Source organism: Pseudomonas sp. R2-60-08W (assembly GCF_003852335.1).
Lineage (GTDB): Bacteria > Pseudomonadota > Gammaproteobacteria > Pseudomonadales > Pseudomonadaceae > Aquipseudomonas.
Genome location: NZ_CP027731.1, coordinates 4,858,593 through 4,876,666, shown reverse-complemented (window position 1 = coordinate 4,876,666; position 18,074 = coordinate 4,858,593). Strand labels below are relative to the sequence as shown.

The window sequence follows — 18,074 nt, the reverse complement described above, 5'->3', positions numbered from 1 at the left end:
ACCGTGATTAGCCTGATGAGGAGATAATCTGAGAGTCCGAACCAATGGTCTTTCAGTTATCGGCTGATCTCGCGACCAGTTGTGATAATCATAACGATTCTCATTTGAGAGTCAACAACATTCCCTTACTTTTCTCAAAAATCCTGAAAATACTGGATTGATTGGTGGATCTACATCTTCTGGCGCGTTGAGAGCGCCTCCAACTGACGGTTCAACGCTTCCTTGCGCTCCGTGGGAATGTCGTTCCAATGCACGTCCATCAACGCGCCTTCAATCGCATACAGCAACACTTTTGATGCCCGGAACCCGCGAGTTCGCACGGCTCGGTAAGCATCGACCGCGCCCAGGCGGCGCAGGTCGGACGCGCTGTGGATGCCCGCCGCATGCAGCCACTGCGCCGACGTCTTGCCAAGATTCTTCAGGTGTTGCAGCTCATCGTTCATCAAGCCTCCTTGCGACGGCCGAATGGTGCGGTGGGTATCGTGACCAGGCAAGCCTGAAAATGAGTGTAGCGCTCAGTAGGAAAAGCGTGATTCTTTGCTCGAGAACGGCTGAAAAGCTTATAAGAATGACCCTACGTGTCAGGCACGGGAAAACGCCCGGCAAGCTGAAGCGCAGCCGGGAGCCGGAGTTTTGAGGTTATTTGGTGCGGTAACGCAGGCGGGTACCGAAATTCACCGACATCAGAATCTCGTCTGCCGTCAGGTCGGGTGAGAAGTAAGTACCGGAAATCTGCGCATGGGCCAGGCTGGCACCTTCCAATGAGCATTCGCGTAAATCCAGCCCGCGCAGGTCGGCGGAGCGGAAATAGGCGTCGGTAAAGTCGATCCCCGCAGCGTTCAGTTCGCGCAGGTCCAACCCTCGGAAGTCGCCGCCGCGCATGTCGATAACGCCGCCTTCGGGGCGCTCTTGGTTGAAGCCCCGAATGTCGTCCTTATGCAGGAGCGCGTAGAGTGGGGTATCAAGAAGCTTGGGCTGACTCATGACGGCGACTCCTGTTGGAATTATGGCGCCATTATAGTGCCACTATTGCAGTGGTCGTGCGCCAACGTAGACGACACGACCGAGAAATATTTCTTACAGGCCGGGCAAGCGTTGACGAATATGTCCGACCAATGCATCGAGCGTCCCGCTTTCATTGGTCTCGACGCGTTTACTCAACAGCAGCTCTTGAGCGGTCAGCGGGTCACGACTGGCGTTTTGTTCTTCAATAACCAGCAACGTTGCGTCGGACGGATCGTTTTTATCTGCCTGACGTTGTGCCAGCCAACTGGCGATGACGGCCTGGGGCGCGTTGCAATCCAGAATCAGGAACGGGGCGCCGGTGGCTTCGGCAACCCGGGCCGCCGAGTCACGTTGTGCGCGTTTGAGGAAGGTGGCATCCAGCACCACCGGGAAACCTGCGCGCAGCACGGTGTCGGCTATTTCATTCAGGCGCGTGTACGTCGCAGCACTGGCGTCATCGCTGTAGATGCCGGCTTGCGGGGTGTTTTCAACCTGCTGCTCGCCAAACAGGCGCTTGCGCTCCACATCCGAACGCACGCGAACAGCGCCTAAGGCCTCGACCAGGCGCATGGCCACATGGCTTTTGCCCACAGCCGAAACCCCGTGGGTGATGGCCAGGAAGCGCGACGGAATCGTGCTGTAGCTTTCCGCCAGATTGGCATAATTACGGTACTGGCGCAGGGTGGTGGCGCGTTGCACCGGGTCGGCTTCGCTCGGCATGCTGAACAGGGCGACTTTCGCCCGCACCAGTGCGCGATAAGCCTTGTAGAAATTCAGCAGCTCCAGCCCCTGATAATCGCCGGTCAGTTCCAGGTACTGGCTGATAAATCGGCGTGCCAGGCATTTGAGGCCACGGTCTTCCAGGTCCATCGCCAGGAACGCGGTGTCGGCGTACACGTCGGTAAAGCGGAACGGCTCGTTGAATTCGATGCAGTCGAAGATCACTACATGGCCGTCGATCAGCGTGGCATTACCCAGGTGGATATCACCATGGCATTCGCGGGTGAAACCGTTGAGCTTGCGCTGCTCCAGCAATGGCTTGAGGCGTTCGAAGCTGCTTTGCGCCCAGGCTTGCAGGGCTTCCAGTTGAATGAGGTCGGCCTTGTCACTCAGGAAAGGGCGGATCTGTTCGAAGTTCTGGCGGACCGGTGCCATCACTTCTTCCGGAGTACCGGCCGGGTGCTCCTGCGGGACCTTGGGCGCGTTGAGGTGAAAGTGCGCAATCTGCCTGGCCATTTCGTCTATGTGCGCGCTGGTGAGTTCACCGTTGGCTTGCAAGGTGCTCAGCATCTGGCTTTGCGGGAACTGACGCATTTTCAGCGCGTACTCGATCACCGGGCCGTCGCCCGCCAATTGCGGTGCGTCGGCAGTGCCGGTAATTGGCAAAACTTCAAGATACAAATCTTCGGTCAGGCGCTGGTTGAGGCGCAGCTCTTCGTTGCAGAAGTGACCGCGTTTTTCCAGGTCGGTGAAATCGAGGAAGCCGAAGTTCATCGGTTTCTTCAGTTTATAAGCATAGGGACCGGTCAGGATCACCCAGGAAATATGGGTTTCAATGACTTGAAACGCTTCCACCGGATGCGGGTACAACGCCGGGTTTTGCAGGGCGGCAATCAGGGACTGGCTCACGGGCGATCCTTCAAAGTCTGGGAGAAATCATGGCAAGCATTATGGCCGCTACGGGCGGTCGTGCAAACCGCTGTCCGGCTCATGTTGATCATCAATAAAGTGCGTATAATCCGCCGCCATGACTCGAACCCGATCTCCCCGTTCCCGTAAAAAACCTCCTTCGCGCAGCCTGCGCCCGTGGCTGGGCTGGGCGCTCAAGCTAGGCCTGGTTGGCCTTGTGGCGCTCGCCGGCGTGGCGGTGTATCTCGACGCCGTGGTCCAGGAGAAGTTCTCCGGCAAGCGCTGGACCATCCCGGCCAAGGTGTACGCACGCCCGCTGGAATTGTTCGCCGGCCAGAAGTTGAGCAAGGAGGACTTCCTCACCGAACTCGATGCGCTGGGCTATCGCCGCGAACCCGTGAGCAACGGCCCGGGCGCGGCGGCCGTCAGCGGCAACACCGTCGACCTGAACACCCGCGGCTTTCAGTTCTACGAAGGCCTGGAAAAAGCTCAGCCGGTACGCGTGCGTTTTTCCGGCGATTACGTGGCTGAGTTGTCGTCGCTTAACGGCGCCAAGCTGCCGGTGGTACGCCTTGAGCCGCTGATGATCGGCGGTATCTACCCGAAGAATCTTGAAGACCGGATCCTGATCAAGCTCGATCAGGCGCCGCCGTACCTGTTGGAAACCCTGGTAGCAGTAGAAGACCGCGACTTCTACAGCCACTGGGGCGTCTCGCCCAAATCGATTGCCCGCGCGGTGTGGGTCAATACTTCCGGCGGCAAGATGACCCAGGGCGGCAGCACGCTCACCCAGCAATTGGTGAAGAATTTCTACCTGACCAATGAGCGCAGCCTCACCCGCAAGCTCACCGAAGCCATGATGGCGATGCTGCTGGAGTTGCATTACAGCAAGCAGGAAATCCTCGAGGCGTACCTCAACGAAGTCTTCGTCGGCCAGGATGGTCAGCGCGCGGTGCACGGTTTCGGCCTGGCCAGCCAGTTCTTCTTCGGGCAGCCGTTGTCGGAATTGAAACTGCACCAGGTTGCGTTGCTGGTGGGGATGGTCAAGGGGCCGTCCTATTACAACCCGCGTCGCAACCCTGAGCGTGCGCTCGAGCGCCGCAACCTGGTACTCGATGTATTGGAACAGCAGGGCGTCGCCACGGCCGAGCAGGTCGCGGCCGCGAAGAAAATGCCGCTGGGTGTCACCACCCGCGGCAAGCTGGCAGATAGCTCATTCCCTGGCTTTATCGACCTGGTCAAACGCCAACTGCGCGAAGACTATCGCGACGAAGACTTGACCGAGGAAGGCCTGCGAATCTTCACCAGCTTCGACCCCATTCTGCAGATGAAGGCCGAGGCGTCGGTCAATGACACCTTCAAGCGCCTGACAGGCCGTAAAGGCTCCGATGAAGTAGAAGCCGCGATGGTGGTGACCAACCCGGAAACCGGTGAAGTCCAGGCCATGATCGGTAGCCGTCAGGCCAGCTTCGCCGGGTTCAACCGCGCGCTGGATGCCGTGCGCCCGATCGGCTCGCTGGTCAAGCCGGCGGTATACCTGACCGCCCTGGAAAAACCGAGCAAGTACACACTGACCAGTTGGCTGTCGGATGACCCGCTGTCGATCAAAGGGGCCGATGGCCAGGTGTGGACGCCAAAGAACTTCGACCGCCGCTCCCACGGCACCGTGTTTCTGTATCAGGGGCTGGCGCATTCCTACAACATCTCGACATCGCGCCTGGGGCTGGAAGTCGGTGTGCCGAATGTGCTGAAAACCCTGGCGCGACTGGGTATCGAACGCGAGTTCCCGGTGTTCCCCTCGATGTTGCTGGGTGCGGCGGCCATGAGCCCGATGGAAGTGGCCACCATGTACCAGACCTTGGCCAACGGTGGCTTCAATACTCCGATGCGCGGTATTCGCAGCGTGCTGACCGCCGAGGGCGAACCGCTCAAGCGCTACCCGTTCCAGATCCAGCAACGCTTCGACGCGGGCTCCATCTACCTGATCCAGAACGCCATGCAGCGCGTGATGCGTGAAGGTACCGGGCGCTCGGTCTACAGCGTGCTGCCGTCGAACCTGACGCTGGCGGGCAAGACCGGCACCAGTAACGATTCGCGCGACAGTTGGTTCGCAGGTTTTGGCCAGGACGTATTGGCCGTGGTGTGGTTGGGCCGTGACGATAATGGCAAGACGCCGTTCACCGGAGCGACCGGCGCGCTGCAGGTCTGGACCAGCTTCATGCGCAAGGCAGACCCGTTGCCACTCAACATGCCGCAGCCGGACAATATCGTGCAGGCCTGGATTGATCCGCACACCGGCCAAGGTTCGGATGCCAACTGCCCGGGAGCGGTGCAGATGCCGTATATTCGCGGCAGCGAGCCACCACCGGGTGCCGCGTGCGGGGGCAGCGCCCCTGCTGACGCGGACTCGGTGATGGATTGGGTCAAGGGCTGGATGAATTAAGCAAAGAGGGTTTCAAGTGAACAAGTTGTGGATTCCAGCGATTACCGTTCTGGCTTTGCTCGGCGGTTGCTCCAGCGTGCAACGCGGCTCGATTCCGGTGGTGGATTCGAGTACTAACGTCTCCAATAACGACCGGATTTCGGCCAATGGCGGGTTTCGTCAAACCGTGACCAACCGCCCGGCACAGGCCAAGCCTCAGGCAATGCCACAGGATTCGGGCGTGGTGGTGATGGTGCCTGGCAGTGGCGCTGCAACCGCGGCCCCGATCAGCGCCGAACCCTGGACACCAGGCCCAGGCACTTCGGCGCCGATCGATTCCACGCCGATCCAGACGGCGCCGGTCAACCAGGGCACTTACACCATGCCATCGACGCCGAGCGGTATTCCTTCGTCGTCCAGTGCCGGCGGCCTGTCGGCTGACGAACAACTGGATGGCCCGGTACTGGCGCTGCTTACCACCGCCCAGCAACAGCAGGCCGGTGGTGATCTCAATGGCGCTTCGTCGAGCCTCGAGCGTGCTCAACGCGTTGCTCCTCGCGAACCACAAGTGTTGTATCGCCTGGCCCAGGTACGCCTGGCCCAGGGTGATGCGCCGCAAGCCGAGCAGTTCGCTCGCCGTGGTTTGACCCTGGCCAACGGTCGCCCCGACCTGCAAGCCAGCCTGTGGGGGTTGATCGGTGACGCGCGTGCCGCCCAAGGCGACGCTGCCGGCGCTGCCCAGGCTCGGGCAAAAGCCAAGGTCAGCCTCTGATGGATGGGCGGTTCCCGGCGATTGCCGAGCAGTTGTTATTGATCGAGCGAGAATTGCGCGTGCAGGGCTGGTGGGATGAAGTGCCCCCCAGCGCCGAAGCGCTCAGCAGCGTCGAGCCTTTTTCGGTCGACACATTGGATTTTCACCAATGGCTGCAATGGATATTCCTGGTACGCATGAAGCAGATCCTCGAACAGGACCTGCCTCTGCCCAACGCTTCTGGAATTCTGGAAATGGCCGAGATGGTCTATGCCGACCGTCCGCGAGAGAGCCTTGGCTTGCGTAATGCGCTGAAAAAGTTCGACCAACTGATCGCTGACGCTGGTTAATTGCCTGACTGTCGGTTTTTCCGGCAGTCTTGCGCATATTTCTACCGCTTGACGACATTCAGGCGAGTTTTATCCCTCCTCACAGGCCTTTCTCCTGCGTTCTCATGCGCTTAGTTGGAAAAAAGCGCAATTATTGCTTGACTTGAAGGGCCTGAAACAGAAGAATCCAAAGTCCGCTGTATCGGGACTGCCAGAAGCAGGCCCGCTCGGCAGATCATGAGGCGCACACCCGCGCCGACCTGTAACACCCGCAACGCGTTACCTCGCGCTGGGTGGGAAAAGCCCGCAACACTTGGGACGATCCCAATACTTGCTCAGTCAGTGCTGACGTAGTCGGCGACCACCGTCGCTCATGCTCTGTTGAGAAGTAAACCTATTAAGACCCGTCGGTTTTTAACGGACGGTATTCTGGCGTTTTAGAGGTGAACAACGTGGAGCTTTTATCTGGCGGTGAGATGCTCGTCCGCTTTTTGCGTGACGAAGGCGTCGACTATATCTACGGGTACCCAGGTGGTGCTCTGCTGCATGTCTACGACGCACTGTTCAAGGAACCGGCTGTTACCCACATCCTGGTTCGCCACGAACAGGCCGCAACCCATATGGCTGACGGTTATGCCCGTGCCACCGGTAAAGCCGGCGTGGTACTGGTAACGTCCGGCCCAGGCGCAACCAATGCCATCACTGGCATCGCGACTGCTTATATGGACTCCATTCCCATGGTGATCATTTCCGGCCAGGTCGCCAGCACCATGGTCGGTACCGACGCGTTCCAGGAAACCGACATGATCGGTATCTCCCGCCCGATCGTGAAACACAGCTTCATGATCAAGCACGCGTCGGAAATTCCGGAAATCATGAAAAAGGCGTTCTACCTCGCACAATCCGGTCGTCCGGGACCTGTCGTGGTGGATATTCCCAAGGACATGACCAACCCGGCCGAGAAATTCGAATACATTTTCCCGAAGAAAGCCAAGCTGCGCTCCTACAGCCCGGCCGTGCGTGGGCACTCGGGACAAATCCGCAAGGCGGCGGAAATGCTTCTCGCGGCCAAGCGCCCGGTGCTGTACTCCGGCGGCGGCGTGATTCTGGGGGGCGGCTCCGCACCGCTCACAGAATTGGCCAAGCTGCTCAACCTGCCGGTCACCAATACCTTGATGGGTCTTGGCGCATTCCCGGGTTCGGACCGTCAATTCGTCGGCATGCTCGGTATGCACGGCAGCTATACCGCCAACCTCGCCATGCACCACGCCGATGTGATTCTGGCGGTCGGCGCACGGTTCGATGACCGCGTGATCAACGGCGCGAGCAAGTTCTGCCCGAATGCCAAGATCATCCATATCGACATCGACCCGGCGTCCATTTCCAAGACCATCAAGGCCGACGTGCCAATCGTGGGCCCGGTGGAAAGCGTGCTGACTGAAATGGTCGCCGCGCTCAAGGACATCGGCGAAACGCCGAACAAGGAATCCGTTGCCAGCTGGTGGAAGCAGATCGACGAATGGCGCGGTGACCGCGGCCTGTTCCCGTACGACAAGGGCGACGGCAGCATCATCAAGCCACAAACCGTGATCGAAACCCTCTGCGAAGTGACCAAGGGCGACGCCTTTGTGACCTCCGACGTGGGCCAGCACCAGATGTTCGCCGCGCAGTACTACAAATTCGACAAGCCTAACCGCTGGATCAACTCCGGTGGCCTGGGCACGATGGGCTTTGGTTTTCCGGCGGCCATGGGCGTGAAGCTGAGCTTTCCGGATGCCGACGTTGCCTGCGTGACCGGTGAAGGCAGCATCCAGATGAACATTCAGGAACTGTCGACGTGCCTGCAGTACGGCCTTCCGGTGAAGATCGTCTGCCTGAACAATGGCGTGCTGGGCATGGTTCGCCAGTGGCAGGACATGAGCTACGGTAGCCGTCACTCCCATTCCTACATGGAATCGTTGCCGGATTTCGTCAAATTGGTTGAAGCCTATGGCCACGTCGGCATGCGCATCACCGATCTGAAAGATCTGAAGCCGAAGATGGAAGAGGCGTTCGCCATGAAGGACCGCCTGGTGTTCATCGATATTCAGGTGGATACCAGCGAGCACGTCTACCCGATGCAGATCAAAGACGGCTCGATGCGCGACATGTGGCTGAACAAGACGGAGCGTACTTAATCATGCGGCACATTATCTCCCTGCTTCTGGAGAACGAACCCGGCGCTCTGTCTCGTGTTGTCGGCCTGTTTTCGCAACGCAACTACAACATCGAAAGCCTGACCGTGGCCCCGACCGAAGACCCGACGCTGTCGCGCCTGACGTTGACCACCGTGGGCCACGATGAGGTGATCGAGCAGATCACCAAGAACCTCAACAAGCTGATCGAAGTGGTCAAGCTGGTCGACCTGTCGGAAAGTGCCCACATCGAGCGTGAGCTGATGCTGGTCAAGGTCAAGGCCACAGGTGCCCAGCGTGCCGAGATCAAGCGCACTACCGATATTTATCGCGGGCAGATCGTCGATGTGAGCGCCAGCGTTTATACCGTTCAACTGACCGGTACGAGCGACAAGCTGGACAGCTTCATCCAGTCGATCGGGACGGCCTCGATTCTGGAAACCGTACGCAGTGGTGTCACCGGGATTGCCCGTGGCGACAAAGTACTCAGCATCTAACCCAATTAGCGAATGGCCTTACGGCCTGGATATATAGAGGAACCTCATGAAAGTTTATTACGATAAAGATTGTGACCTGTCGATCATCCAGGGCAAGAAAGTCGCCATCATCGGTTATGGCTCCCAGGGCCACGCTCAAGCGTGCAACCTGAAAGATTCCGGCGTTGACGTCACCGTTGGCCTGCGCAAAGGCTCGGCGACCGTTGCCAAGGCTGAAGCCCACGGCCTGAAAGTGACCGACGTTGCTTCCGCTGTGGCGGCTGCCGACCTGGTCATGATCCTGACCCCGGACGAATTCCAATCCGCGCTGTACAAGAACGAAATCGAGCCGAACATCAAGAAGGGCGCCACCCTGGCCTTCTCCCACGGTTTCGCGATCCACTACAACCAGGTTGTGCCGCGCGCTGACCTCGACGTGATCATGATCGCGCCGAAGGCTCCGGGCCACACCGTACGTTCCGAGTTCGTCAAGGGTGGCGGTATCCCTGACCTGATCGCGATCTACCAGGACGCTTCGGGCAACGCCAAGAACGTTGCACTGTCCTACGCTGCCGGTGTCGGCGGTGGTCGTACCGGCATCATCGAAACCACCTTCAAGGACGAGACTGAAACCGACCTGTTCGGCGAACAAGCCGTACTGTGCGGTGGTACCGTTGAACTGGTGAAAGCCGGTTTCGAAACCCTGGTTGAAGCTGGCTACGCGCCGGAAATGGCCTACTTCGAATGCCTGCACGAACTGAAGCTGATCGTTGACCTCATGTACGAAGGCGGTATCGCCAACATGAACTACTCGATCTCCAACAACGCCGAATACGGCGAGTACGTGACCGGCCCGGAAGTGATCAACGCCGAGTCCCGTCAGGCGATGCGCAACGCCCTGAAACGTATTCAGGACGGCGAATACGCCAAGATGTTCATCAGCGAAGGCGCTACCGGCTACCCTTCGATGACCGCCAAGCGTCGTAACAACGCCGCCCACGGTATCGAAATCATCGGCGAGCAACTGCGTTCCATGATGCCGTGGATCGGTGCCAACAAGATCGTCGACAAAGCCAAGAACTAAGTCGCACGTATCAAGGGAAAACGCGGCTTCGGCCGCGTTTTTTCGTTTGGGTAAGCGGGTTCTGGTATAAAGCTGCATCGTTTGCGGGCGAACACTCGCCGCAAGTATCTGTCGAATTTTTTTCACACCGTTGCAAGGTAAAGTCCATGAGCGAACGTCCCGAAGAGCCAAGCCAGGCTTCTGACGCCGAAAGCCTGCTGCCGATCGATGAACATGTCGAAGAAGGGCATGACGCGGAAGGCCGCAAGGTCCGGCATCGTGGCATCTATCTGCTGCCCAACCTGTTCACCACGGCGAACCTGTTTGCCGGCTTCTATTCCATCATCAACTCGATGAGTGCCCAGAGCGCATTGGCGGCGGGTGATGCCGTAAATGCCAGCAAGTACTTCGGTTTTGCTGCCATCGCCATCTTCGTCGCCATGGTGCTTGATGGCCTGGATGGTCGTGTGGCGCGCATGACCAATACTCAAAGCGCCTTCGGTGCCGAGTACGACTCGTTGTCGGACATGGTTGCCTTTGGTGTCGCCCCGGCGCTGCTGGCGTTTGCCTGGGCGCTGGGTGACATGGGTAAGGTCGGCTGGATGGTGGCCTTTATCTATGTGGCGGGTGCGGCGTTGCGTCTGGCGCGCTTCAACACTCAGGTCGGTACTGCCGACAAGCGCTACTTCATTGGCCTGGCCAGCCCGGCTGCTGCGGGTGTGGTGGCGGGTATCGTCTGGGCGTTCAGTGACTACGGCATCCAGGGTTCGAAGATGTCGTTCCTGGTCGCCTTGATGGTCGCGGCAGCCGGCATGCTGATGGTCAGCAACATCAAGTACAACAGCTTCAAGGAGTTCGACCTCAAGGGGCGTGTGCCTTTCGTGGCTATTCTTGTGGTGGTGCTGGTGTTTGCGGTGGTGTTCAGCGACCCGCCGAGAATTCTATTGTTAGCTTTCCTGGTCTACGCCGCTTCCGGGCCAGTGCAGTACCTGCTGCATCTTCGCCGGGACAAAACATTGTCTTAATGTAATTTCCCCCATACTCCGCAGTCTATTGGTGCACCTGTCCTCCAATGCTGCGGAGTTGCCATGTTAATCAAGATCCCCAAAGCGTCCGATTGCCACGAATCGGATGTCACGCCTGAATCGTTCTACCTCTCTCGCCGCAGCTTGCTCGGTGGTGCGCTTGCCGGTATTGCCGCGAGCAGCTTGCCACGTTGGGCCAGTGCCGAAGAGGCGGCACGTTATGCCGATGTCGAGCCGGGCAGGGCGCCTGACTGGTTTACGCAAAAGCTTCCAGGCACCAAGTGGCTGGCTGTGACGGTCAAGGGCGAGGCCATCACGCCGTTCAAGGATGCAACCCACTACAACAACTTCTACGAGTTCGGCACAGACAAGGGCGATCCGGCGGCAAATGCGGGTTCGCTCAAGACTGAGCCCTGGAGTGTTGTGATTGATGGTGAAGTTGCGAAGCCGGGTCGCTACGCCTTGGAAGACTTCATGAAACCTTACGAATTGGAAGAGCGCGTCTACCGGCTGCGTTGCGTCGAAGCGTGGTCGATGGTGATTCCGTGGATCGGCTTTCCTGTTTCCGCCTTGCTCAAGCAGGTTGAGCCTACTTCAAAGGCGAAATTCATCCGCTTCGAAACCCTACAGGATCCAAAGAGCATGCCGGGGCAGCGCTCCAGTTTCGGCTTGATCGACTGGCCTTATATAGAAGGGCTGCGTCTGGACGAGGCGATGAATCCATTGGCGATCCTTGCCGTGGGCATGTACGGGCGGGAGTTGCCTAACCAGAACGGGGCGCCCCTGCGTTTGGTCGTGCCTTGGAAGTATGGCTTCAAGAGTGTGAAGTCGATTGTGCGGATCAGTCTTGTCAGCGAGCAACCTAAAACGACCTGGCAGAGTATTGCAGCCGATGAGTATGGGTTTTATGCGAATGTGAACCCTACGGTTGACCATCCGCGCTGGACCCAGGCACGGGAGCGTCGTCTACCGAGCGGCCTTTTCAGCCCGAACGTGCGTGAGACGCAGATGTTCAATGGCTACGCGGATGAGGTCGCTGCTCTCTATACGGGCCTCGACCTGAAGAAGAATTACTGATGCGCTATCCGATCTGGCGCATCGGCGTCTTTATAGCCGCCGCTGTCTGGCCGTTGTTCTGGCTCTATGAAGCCTGGAGTTTTGCCCTGGGGCCCGACCCGGGCAAGGTGCTGGTGGATCGCCTGGGTCTGGGCACCTTGATCCTGTTGCTGATCACGCTGGCGATGACACCGCTGCAGAAGCTCAGCGGTTGGGCGGGGTGGATCGCCGTGCGCCGGCAGCTGGGTTTGTGGTGCTTTGCCTATGTGGTGCTGCACCTGGCGGCTTATTGCGTATTTGTCCTTGGGCTTGACTGGTCGCAACTGGGCGTGGAGTTGCGTAAGCGTCCGTACATAATTGTCGGCGCCTTGGGGTTTTTGTCTCTACTGGTTTTGGCTCTGACCTCCAATCGTTACAGTCAGCGCCGGCTGGGCAGTCGCTGGAAGAAATTGCATCGCCTGGTGTACGTGATTCTAGGGCTCGGTTTGCTGCACATGCTGTGGATAGTGCGGGCTGATCTTAAGGAGTGGGCTATCTATGCTTCCATAGGTGCACTGCTTCTGTTGCTGCGCTTACCTCCAGTGATGCGTCGGATCCCGCGTCTTATTACTAAAAAAGCATCGCCAGCAACAAAAGCGTAATTAACCCTTGACGGCAGATTCTGTGCGCCTATAATTCGCCCCACTTCCGGCGCAGTCGAAACGGAAAACTTCTTGGTAAACAATGAGTTAAGTAAGTTTTGACAGTAAGTTGCTTCAGTTCATCGAGGCCAAAAGGGAGTTGAAAAAGAGGTGTTGACAGCAGCGTGTAACGCTGTAGAATTCGCCTCCCGCTTACGAGAGATCGCAAGCGCAAGTGGTTGAAGTTGTTGAAGAATTCTTCGAAAACTTCTGAAAATAACCGCTTGACAGCAAATGAGGCTGCTGTAGAATGCGCGCCTCGGTTGAGACGAATAGCTCTTAACCAACCGCTCTTTAACAACTGAATCAAGCAATTCGTGTGGGTGCTTGTGGAGTCAGACTGATAGTCAACAAGATTGTCAGCATCACAAGTTACTCCGCGAGAAATCAAAGATGTAACCAACGATTGCTGAGCCAAGTTTAGGGTTTCTTAAAAACCCAAAGATGTTTGAACTGAAGAGTTTGATCATGGCTCAGATTGAACGCTGGCGGCAGGCCTAACACATGCAAGTCGAGCGGTAGAGAGAAGCTTGCTTCTCTTGAGAGCGGCGGACGGGTGAGTAATGCCTAGGAATCTGCCTGGTAGTGGGGGATAACGTTCGGAAACGGACGCTAATACCGCATACGTCCTACGGGAGAAAGCAGGGGACCTTCGGGCCTTGCGCTATCAGATGAGCCTAGGTCGGATTAGCTAGTTGGTGAGGTAATGGCTCACCAAGGCGACGATCCGTAACTGGTCTGAGAGGATGATCAGTCACACTGGAACTGAGACACGGTCCAGACTCCTACGGGAGGCAGCAGTGGGGAATATTGGACAATGGGCGAAAGCCTGATCCAGCCATGCCGCGTGTGTGAAGAAGGTCTTCGGATTGTAAAGCACTTTAAGTTGGGAGGAAGGGCAGTTACCTAATACGTGATTGTTTTGACGTTACCGACAGAATAAGCACCGGCTAACTCTGTGCCAGCAGCCGCGGTAATACAGAGGGTGCAAGCGTTAATCGGAATTACTGGGCGTAAAGCGCGCGTAGGTGGTTTGTTAAGTTGGATGTGAAATCCCCGGGCTCAACCTGGGAACTGCATTCAAAACTGACTGACTAGAGTGTGGTAGAGGGTGGTGGAATTTCCTGTGTAGCGGTGAAATGCGTAGATATAGGAAGGAACACCAGTGGCGAAGGCGACCACCTGGACCAACACTGACACTGAGGTGCGAAAGCGTGGGGAGCAAACAGGATTAGATACCCTGGTAGTCCACGCCGTAAACGATGTCAACTAGCCGTTGGGAGCCTTGAGCTCTTAGTGGCGCAGCTAACGCATTAAGTTGACCGCCTGGGGAGTACGGCCGCAAGGTTAAAACTCAAATGAATTGACGGGGGCCCGCACAAGCGGTGGAGCATGTGGTTTAATTCGAAGCAACGCGAAGAACCTTACCAGGCCTTGACATCCAATGAACTTTCCAGAGATGGATTGGTGCCTTCGGGAACATTGAGACAGGTGCTGCATGGCTGTCGTCAGCTCGTGTCGTGAGATGTTGGGTTAAGTCCCGTAACGAGCGCAACCCTTGTCCTTAGTTACCAGCACGTTATGGTGGGCACTCTAAGGAGACTGCCGGTGACAAACCGGAGGAAGGTGGGGATGACGTCAAGTCATCATGGCCCTTACGGCCTGGGCTACACACGTGCTACAATGGTCGGTACAGAGGGTTGCCAAGCCGCGAGGTGGAGCTAATCCCAGAAAACCGATCGTAGTCCGGATCGCAGTCTGCAACTCGACTGCGTGAAGTCGGAATCGCTAGTAATCGCGAATCAGAATGTCGCGGTGAATACGTTCCCGGGCCTTGTACACACCGCCCGTCACACCATGGGAGTGGGTTGCACCAGAAGTAGCTAGTCTAACCTTCGGGAGGACGGTTACCACGGTGTGATTCATGACTGGGGTGAAGTCGTAACAAGGTAGCCGTAGGGGAACCTGCGGCTGGATCACCTCCTTAATCGACGACATCAGCTGCTCCATAAGTTCCCACACGAATTGCTTGATTCATTGAAGAAGACGAAAAGAAGCAGCCCGAAATTGGGTCTGTAGCTCAGTTGGTTAGAGCGCACCCCTGATAAGGGTGAGGTCGGCAGTTCGAATCTGCCCAGACCCACCAATTTTGTGTGGGAAACGCCTGTAGAAATACGGGGCCATAGCTCAGCTGGGAGAGCGCCTGCCTTGCACGCAGGAGGTCAACGGTTCGATCCCGTTTGGCTCCACCACTACTGCTTCTGTTTGTAGAAAGCTTAGAAATGAGCATTCCATCGTTGTGATGGTGAATGTTGATTTCTAGTCTTTGACTAGTTCGTTCTTTAAAAATTTGGGTATGTGATAGAAAGATAGACTGAACGTTACTTTCACTGGTAACGGCTCAGGCTAAGGTAAAATTTGTGAGTCGCTCTTAATTGAGTATGATCGAATTTTCGGCGAATGTTGTCTTCACAGTATAACCAGATTGCTTGGGGTTATATGGTCAAGTGAAGAAGCGCATACGGTGGATGCCTTGGCAGTCAGAGGCGATGAAAGACGTGGTAGCCTGCGAAAAGCTTCGGGGAGTCGGCAAACAGACTTTGATCCGGAGATGTCTGAATGGGGGAACCCAGCCATCATAAGATGGTTACCTTACACTGAATACATAGGTGTATGGAGCGAACCAGGGGAACTGAAACATCTAAGTACCCTGAGGAAAAGAAATCAACCGAGATTCCCTTAGTAGTGGCGAGCGAACGGGGACTAGCCCTTAAGTGGCTTTGAGATTAGCGGAACGCTCTGGAAAGTGCGGCCATAGTGGGTGATAGCCCTGTACGCGAAAATCTCTTAGTCATGAAATCGAGTAGGACGGAGCACGAGAAACTTTGTCTGAATATGGGGGGACCATCCTCCAAGGCTAAATACTACTGACTGACCGATAGTGAACTAGTACCGTGAGGGAAAGGCGAAAAGAACCCCGGAGAGGGGAGTGAAATAGATCCTGAAACCGTATGCGTACAAGCAGTGGGAGCCCACTTTGTTGGGTGACTGCGTACCTTTTGTATAATGGGTCAGCGACTTATTTTCAGTGGCGAGCTTAACCGAATAGGGGAGGCGTAGCGAAAGCGAGTCTTAATAGGGCGTCTAGTCGCTGGGAATAGACCCGAAACCGGGCGATCTATCCATGGGCAGGTTGAAGGTTGGGTAACACTAACTGGAGGACCGAACCGACTACCGTTGAAAAGTTAGCGGATGACCTGTGGATCGGAGTGAAAGGCTAATCAAGCTCGGAGATAGCTGGTTCTCCTCGAAAGCTATTTAGGTAGCGCCTCATGTATCACTGTAGGGGGTAGAGCACTGTTTCGGCTAGGGGGTCATCCCGACTTACCAAACCGATGCAAACTCCGAATACCTACAAGTGCCGAGCATGGGAGACACACGGCGGGTGCTAACGTCCGTCGTGAAAAGGGAAACAACCCAGACCGTCAGCTAAGGTCCCAAAGTTATGGTTAAGTGGGAAACGATGTGGGAAGGCTTAGACAGCTAGGAGGTTGGCTTAGAAGCAGCCACCCTTTAAAGAAAGCGTAATAGCTCACTAGTCGAGTCGGCCTGCGCGGAAGATGTAACGGGGCTCAAACCATACACCGAAGCTACGGGTATCACGTAAGTGATGCGGTAGAGGAGCGTTCTGTAAGCCTGTGAAGGTGAGTTGAGAAGCTTGCTGGAGGTATCAGAAGTGCGAATGCTGACATGAGTAACGACAATGGGTGTGAAAAACACCCACGCCGAAAGACCAAGGTTTCCTGCGCAACGTTAATCGACGCAGGGTTAGTCGGTCCCTAAGGCGAGGCTGAAAAGCGTAGTCGATGGAAAACAGGTTAATATTCCTGTACTTCTGGTTATTGCGATGGAGGGACGGAGAAGGCTAGGCCAGCTTGGCGTTGGTTGTCCAAGTTTAAGGTGGTAGGCTGGAATCTTAGGTAAATCCGGGATTCTAAGGCCGAGAGCTGATGACGAGTTGTCTTTTAGATGACGAAGTGGTTGATGCCATGCTTCCAAGAAAAGCTTCTAAGCTTCAGGTAACCAGGAACCGTACCCCAAACCGACACAGGTGGTTGGGTAGAGAATACCAAGGCGCTTGAGAGAACTCGGGTGAAGGAACTAGGCAAAATGGCACCGTAACTTCGGGAGAAGGTGCGCCGGTGAGGGTGAAGGACTTGCTCCGTAAGCTCATGCCGGTCGAAGATACCAGGCCGCTGCGACTGTTTATTAAAAACACAGCACTCTGCAAACACGAAAGTGGACGTATAGGGTGTGACGCCTGCCCGGTGCCGGAAGGTTAATTGATGGGGTTAGCTAACGCGAAGCTCTTGATCGAAGCCCCGGTAAACGGCGGCCGTAACTATAACGGTCCTAAGGTAGCGAAATTCCTTGTCGGGTAAGTTCCGACCTGCACGAATGGCGTAACGATGGCGGCGCTGTCTCCACCCGAGACTCAGTGAAATTGAAATCGCTGTGAAGATGCAGTGTATCCGCGGCTAGACGGAAAGACCCCGTGAACCTTTACTATAGCTTTGCACTGGACTTTGAATTTGCTTGTGTAGGATAGGTGGGAGGCTTTGAAGCGTGGACGCCAGTTCGCGTGGAGCCAACCTTGAAATACCACCCTGGCAACTTTGAGGTTCTAACTCAGGTCCGTTATCCGGATCGAGGACAGTGTATGGTGGGTAGTTTGACTGGGGCGGTCTCCTCCTAAAGAGTAACGGAGGAGTACGAAGGTGCGCTCAGACCGGTCGGAAATCGGTCGTAGAGTATAAAGGCAAAAGCGCGCTTGACTGCGAGACAGACACGTCGAGCAGGTACGAAAGTAGGTCTTAGTGATCCGGTGGTTCTGTATGGAAGGGCCATCGCTCAACGGATAAAAGGTACTCCGGGGATAACAGGCTGATACCGCCCAAGAGTTCATATCGACGGCGGTGTTTGGCACCTCGATGTCGGCTCATCACATCCTGGGGCTGAAGCCGGTCCCAAGGGTATGGCTGTTCGCCATTTAAAGTGGTACGCGAGCTGGGTTTAGAACGTCGTGAGACAGTTCGGTCCCTATCTGCCGTGGACGTTTGAGATTTGAGAGGGGCTGCTCCTAGTACGAGAGGACCGGAGTGGACGAACCTCTGGTGTTCCGGTTGTCACGCCAGTGGCATTGCCGGGTAGCTATGTTCGGAATAGATAACCGCTGAAAGCATCTAAGCGGGAAACTAGCCTCAAGATGAGATCTCACTGGGACCTTGAGTCCCCTGAAGGGCCGTCGAAGACTACGACGTTGATAGGTTGGGTGTGTAAGCGCTGTGAGGCGTTGAGCTAACCAATACTAATTGCCCGTGAGGCTTGACCATATAACACCCAAGCAATTTGACTACTCCTGACTTTAAAAAAGCAGAAGCATCAGATTGCGGTGTGTGAAGAC

The 18,074-nt window shown here is 56.4% G+C and carries 12 protein-coding genes, 2 tRNA genes and 2 rRNA genes; 13 read left to right on the top strand and 3 right to left on the bottom strand.

Translation table 11 applies throughout. From position 1 onward, the window contains the following. Window positions 1–170 precede the first annotated feature (170 nt). From C4J90_RS22265 to C4J90_RS22255, 3 genes are all read right to left on the bottom strand, one after another. Window positions 171–443, bottom strand: coding sequence for a TfoX/Sxy family protein (locus tag C4J90_RS22265; RefSeq protein ID WP_124364416.1), 273 nt, complete (start codon window positions 441–443; stop codon window positions 171–173). 196 nt (window positions 444–639) lie between these two features. Further along, window positions 640–984, bottom strand: a complete 345-nt coding sequence (locus tag C4J90_RS22260) for a pentapeptide repeat-containing protein (protein WP_124364415.1) — start codon at window positions 982–984, stop codon at window positions 640–642. Window positions 985–1,077: 93 nt separating this feature from the next. Next, the gene (locus C4J90_RS22255; protein ID WP_124420829.1) at window positions 1,078–2,634 is read right to left on the bottom strand and encodes a bifunctional aminoglycoside phosphotransferase/ATP-binding protein; all 1,557 of its coding nucleotides are present in this window, start codon (window positions 2,632–2,634) and stop codon (window positions 1,078–1,080) included. Window positions 2,635–2,752: 118 nt separating this feature from the next. Between C4J90_RS22255 and mrcB the strand changes: the two genes are divergently transcribed. The 13 genes from mrcB to C4J90_RS22185 all read left to right on the top strand — a co-directional run bounded on the left by mrcB (window position 2,753) and on the right by C4J90_RS22185 (window position 18,003). Beyond that, complete coding sequence (gene mrcB, locus C4J90_RS22250; protein ID WP_124420828.1) at window positions 2,753–5,077, top strand: penicillin-binding protein 1B; 2,325 nt, start codon at window positions 2,753–2,755, stop codon at window positions 5,075–5,077. A 16-nt stretch (window positions 5,078–5,093) separates the two neighbouring features. After that, window positions 5,094–5,828, top strand: a complete 735-nt coding sequence (locus tag C4J90_RS22245) for a M48 family metallopeptidase (protein WP_124364412.1) — start codon at window positions 5,094–5,096, stop codon at window positions 5,826–5,828. After that, a complete protein-coding gene (locus tag C4J90_RS22240) occupies window positions 5,828–6,157 on the top strand; it encodes a YqcC family protein (protein WP_124364411.1) in 330 nt (109 codons plus the stop codon). Before C4J90_RS22245 ends, C4J90_RS22240 begins: the two co-directional genes overlap by 1 nt. Before the next feature lie 431 nt (window positions 6,158–6,588). Then, window positions 6,589–8,313: an acetolactate synthase 3 large subunit gene (locus C4J90_RS22235; protein WP_124364410.1), complete on the top strand. Its 1,725-nt coding sequence runs from the start codon at window positions 6,589–6,591 to the stop codon at window positions 8,311–8,313. Window positions 8,314–8,315: 2 nt separating this feature from the next. Next, window positions 8,316–8,807, top strand: coding sequence for an acetolactate synthase small subunit (gene ilvN, locus C4J90_RS22230; RefSeq protein ID WP_003176102.1), 492 nt, complete (start codon window positions 8,316–8,318; stop codon window positions 8,805–8,807). Window positions 8,808–8,853: 46 nt separating this feature from the next. Continuing rightward, entirely contained in the window at window positions 8,854–9,870 is a 1,017-nt protein-coding gene (gene ilvC, locus C4J90_RS22225) for a ketol-acid reductoisomerase (RefSeq protein WP_003212125.1), read from the top strand. Window positions 9,871–10,016: 146 nt separating this feature from the next. Beyond that, the gene (pssA, locus tag C4J90_RS22220; protein WP_124420827.1) at window positions 10,017–10,874 is read left to right on the top strand and encodes a CDP-diacylglycerol--serine O-phosphatidyltransferase; all 858 of its coding nucleotides are present in this window, start codon (window positions 10,017–10,019) and stop codon (window positions 10,872–10,874) included. 63 nt (window positions 10,875–10,937) lie between these two features. Then, window positions 10,938–11,951 carry a protein-methionine-sulfoxide reductase catalytic subunit MsrP gene (msrP, locus tag C4J90_RS22215; RefSeq protein WP_124420826.1) on the top strand — a complete coding sequence of 338 codons (1,014 nt, stop codon included), beginning with the start codon at window positions 10,938–10,940 and terminating at the stop codon, window positions 11,949–11,951. After that, on the top strand, window positions 11,951–12,571 hold the full coding sequence (gene msrQ / locus C4J90_RS22210; RefSeq protein WP_124420825.1) for a protein-methionine-sulfoxide reductase heme-binding subunit MsrQ: 621 nt from the start codon (window positions 11,951–11,953) through the stop codon (window positions 12,569–12,571). The genes msrP and msrQ overlap by 1 nt, the downstream gene beginning before the upstream one ends. Before the next feature lie 489 nt (window positions 12,572–13,060). Further along, window positions 13,061–14,597: ribosomal RNA gene (locus tag C4J90_RS22200) — 16S ribosomal RNA — on the top strand. An 82-nt stretch (window positions 14,598–14,679) separates the two neighbouring features. Then, window positions 14,680–14,756: transfer RNA gene (locus C4J90_RS22195), tRNA-Ile, on the top strand. A gap of 30 nt (window positions 14,757–14,786) precedes the next feature. Beyond that, a tRNA-Ala gene (locus tag C4J90_RS22190) sits at window positions 14,787–14,862 on the top strand. Window positions 14,863–15,111: 249 nt separating this feature from the next. Next, a 23S ribosomal RNA gene (locus C4J90_RS22185) occupies window positions 15,112–18,003 on the top strand. Together the 16S and 23S rRNA genes with 2 tRNA genes alongside form the textbook arrangement of a ribosomal RNA operon. Window positions 18,004–18,074 lie beyond the last annotated feature (71 nt).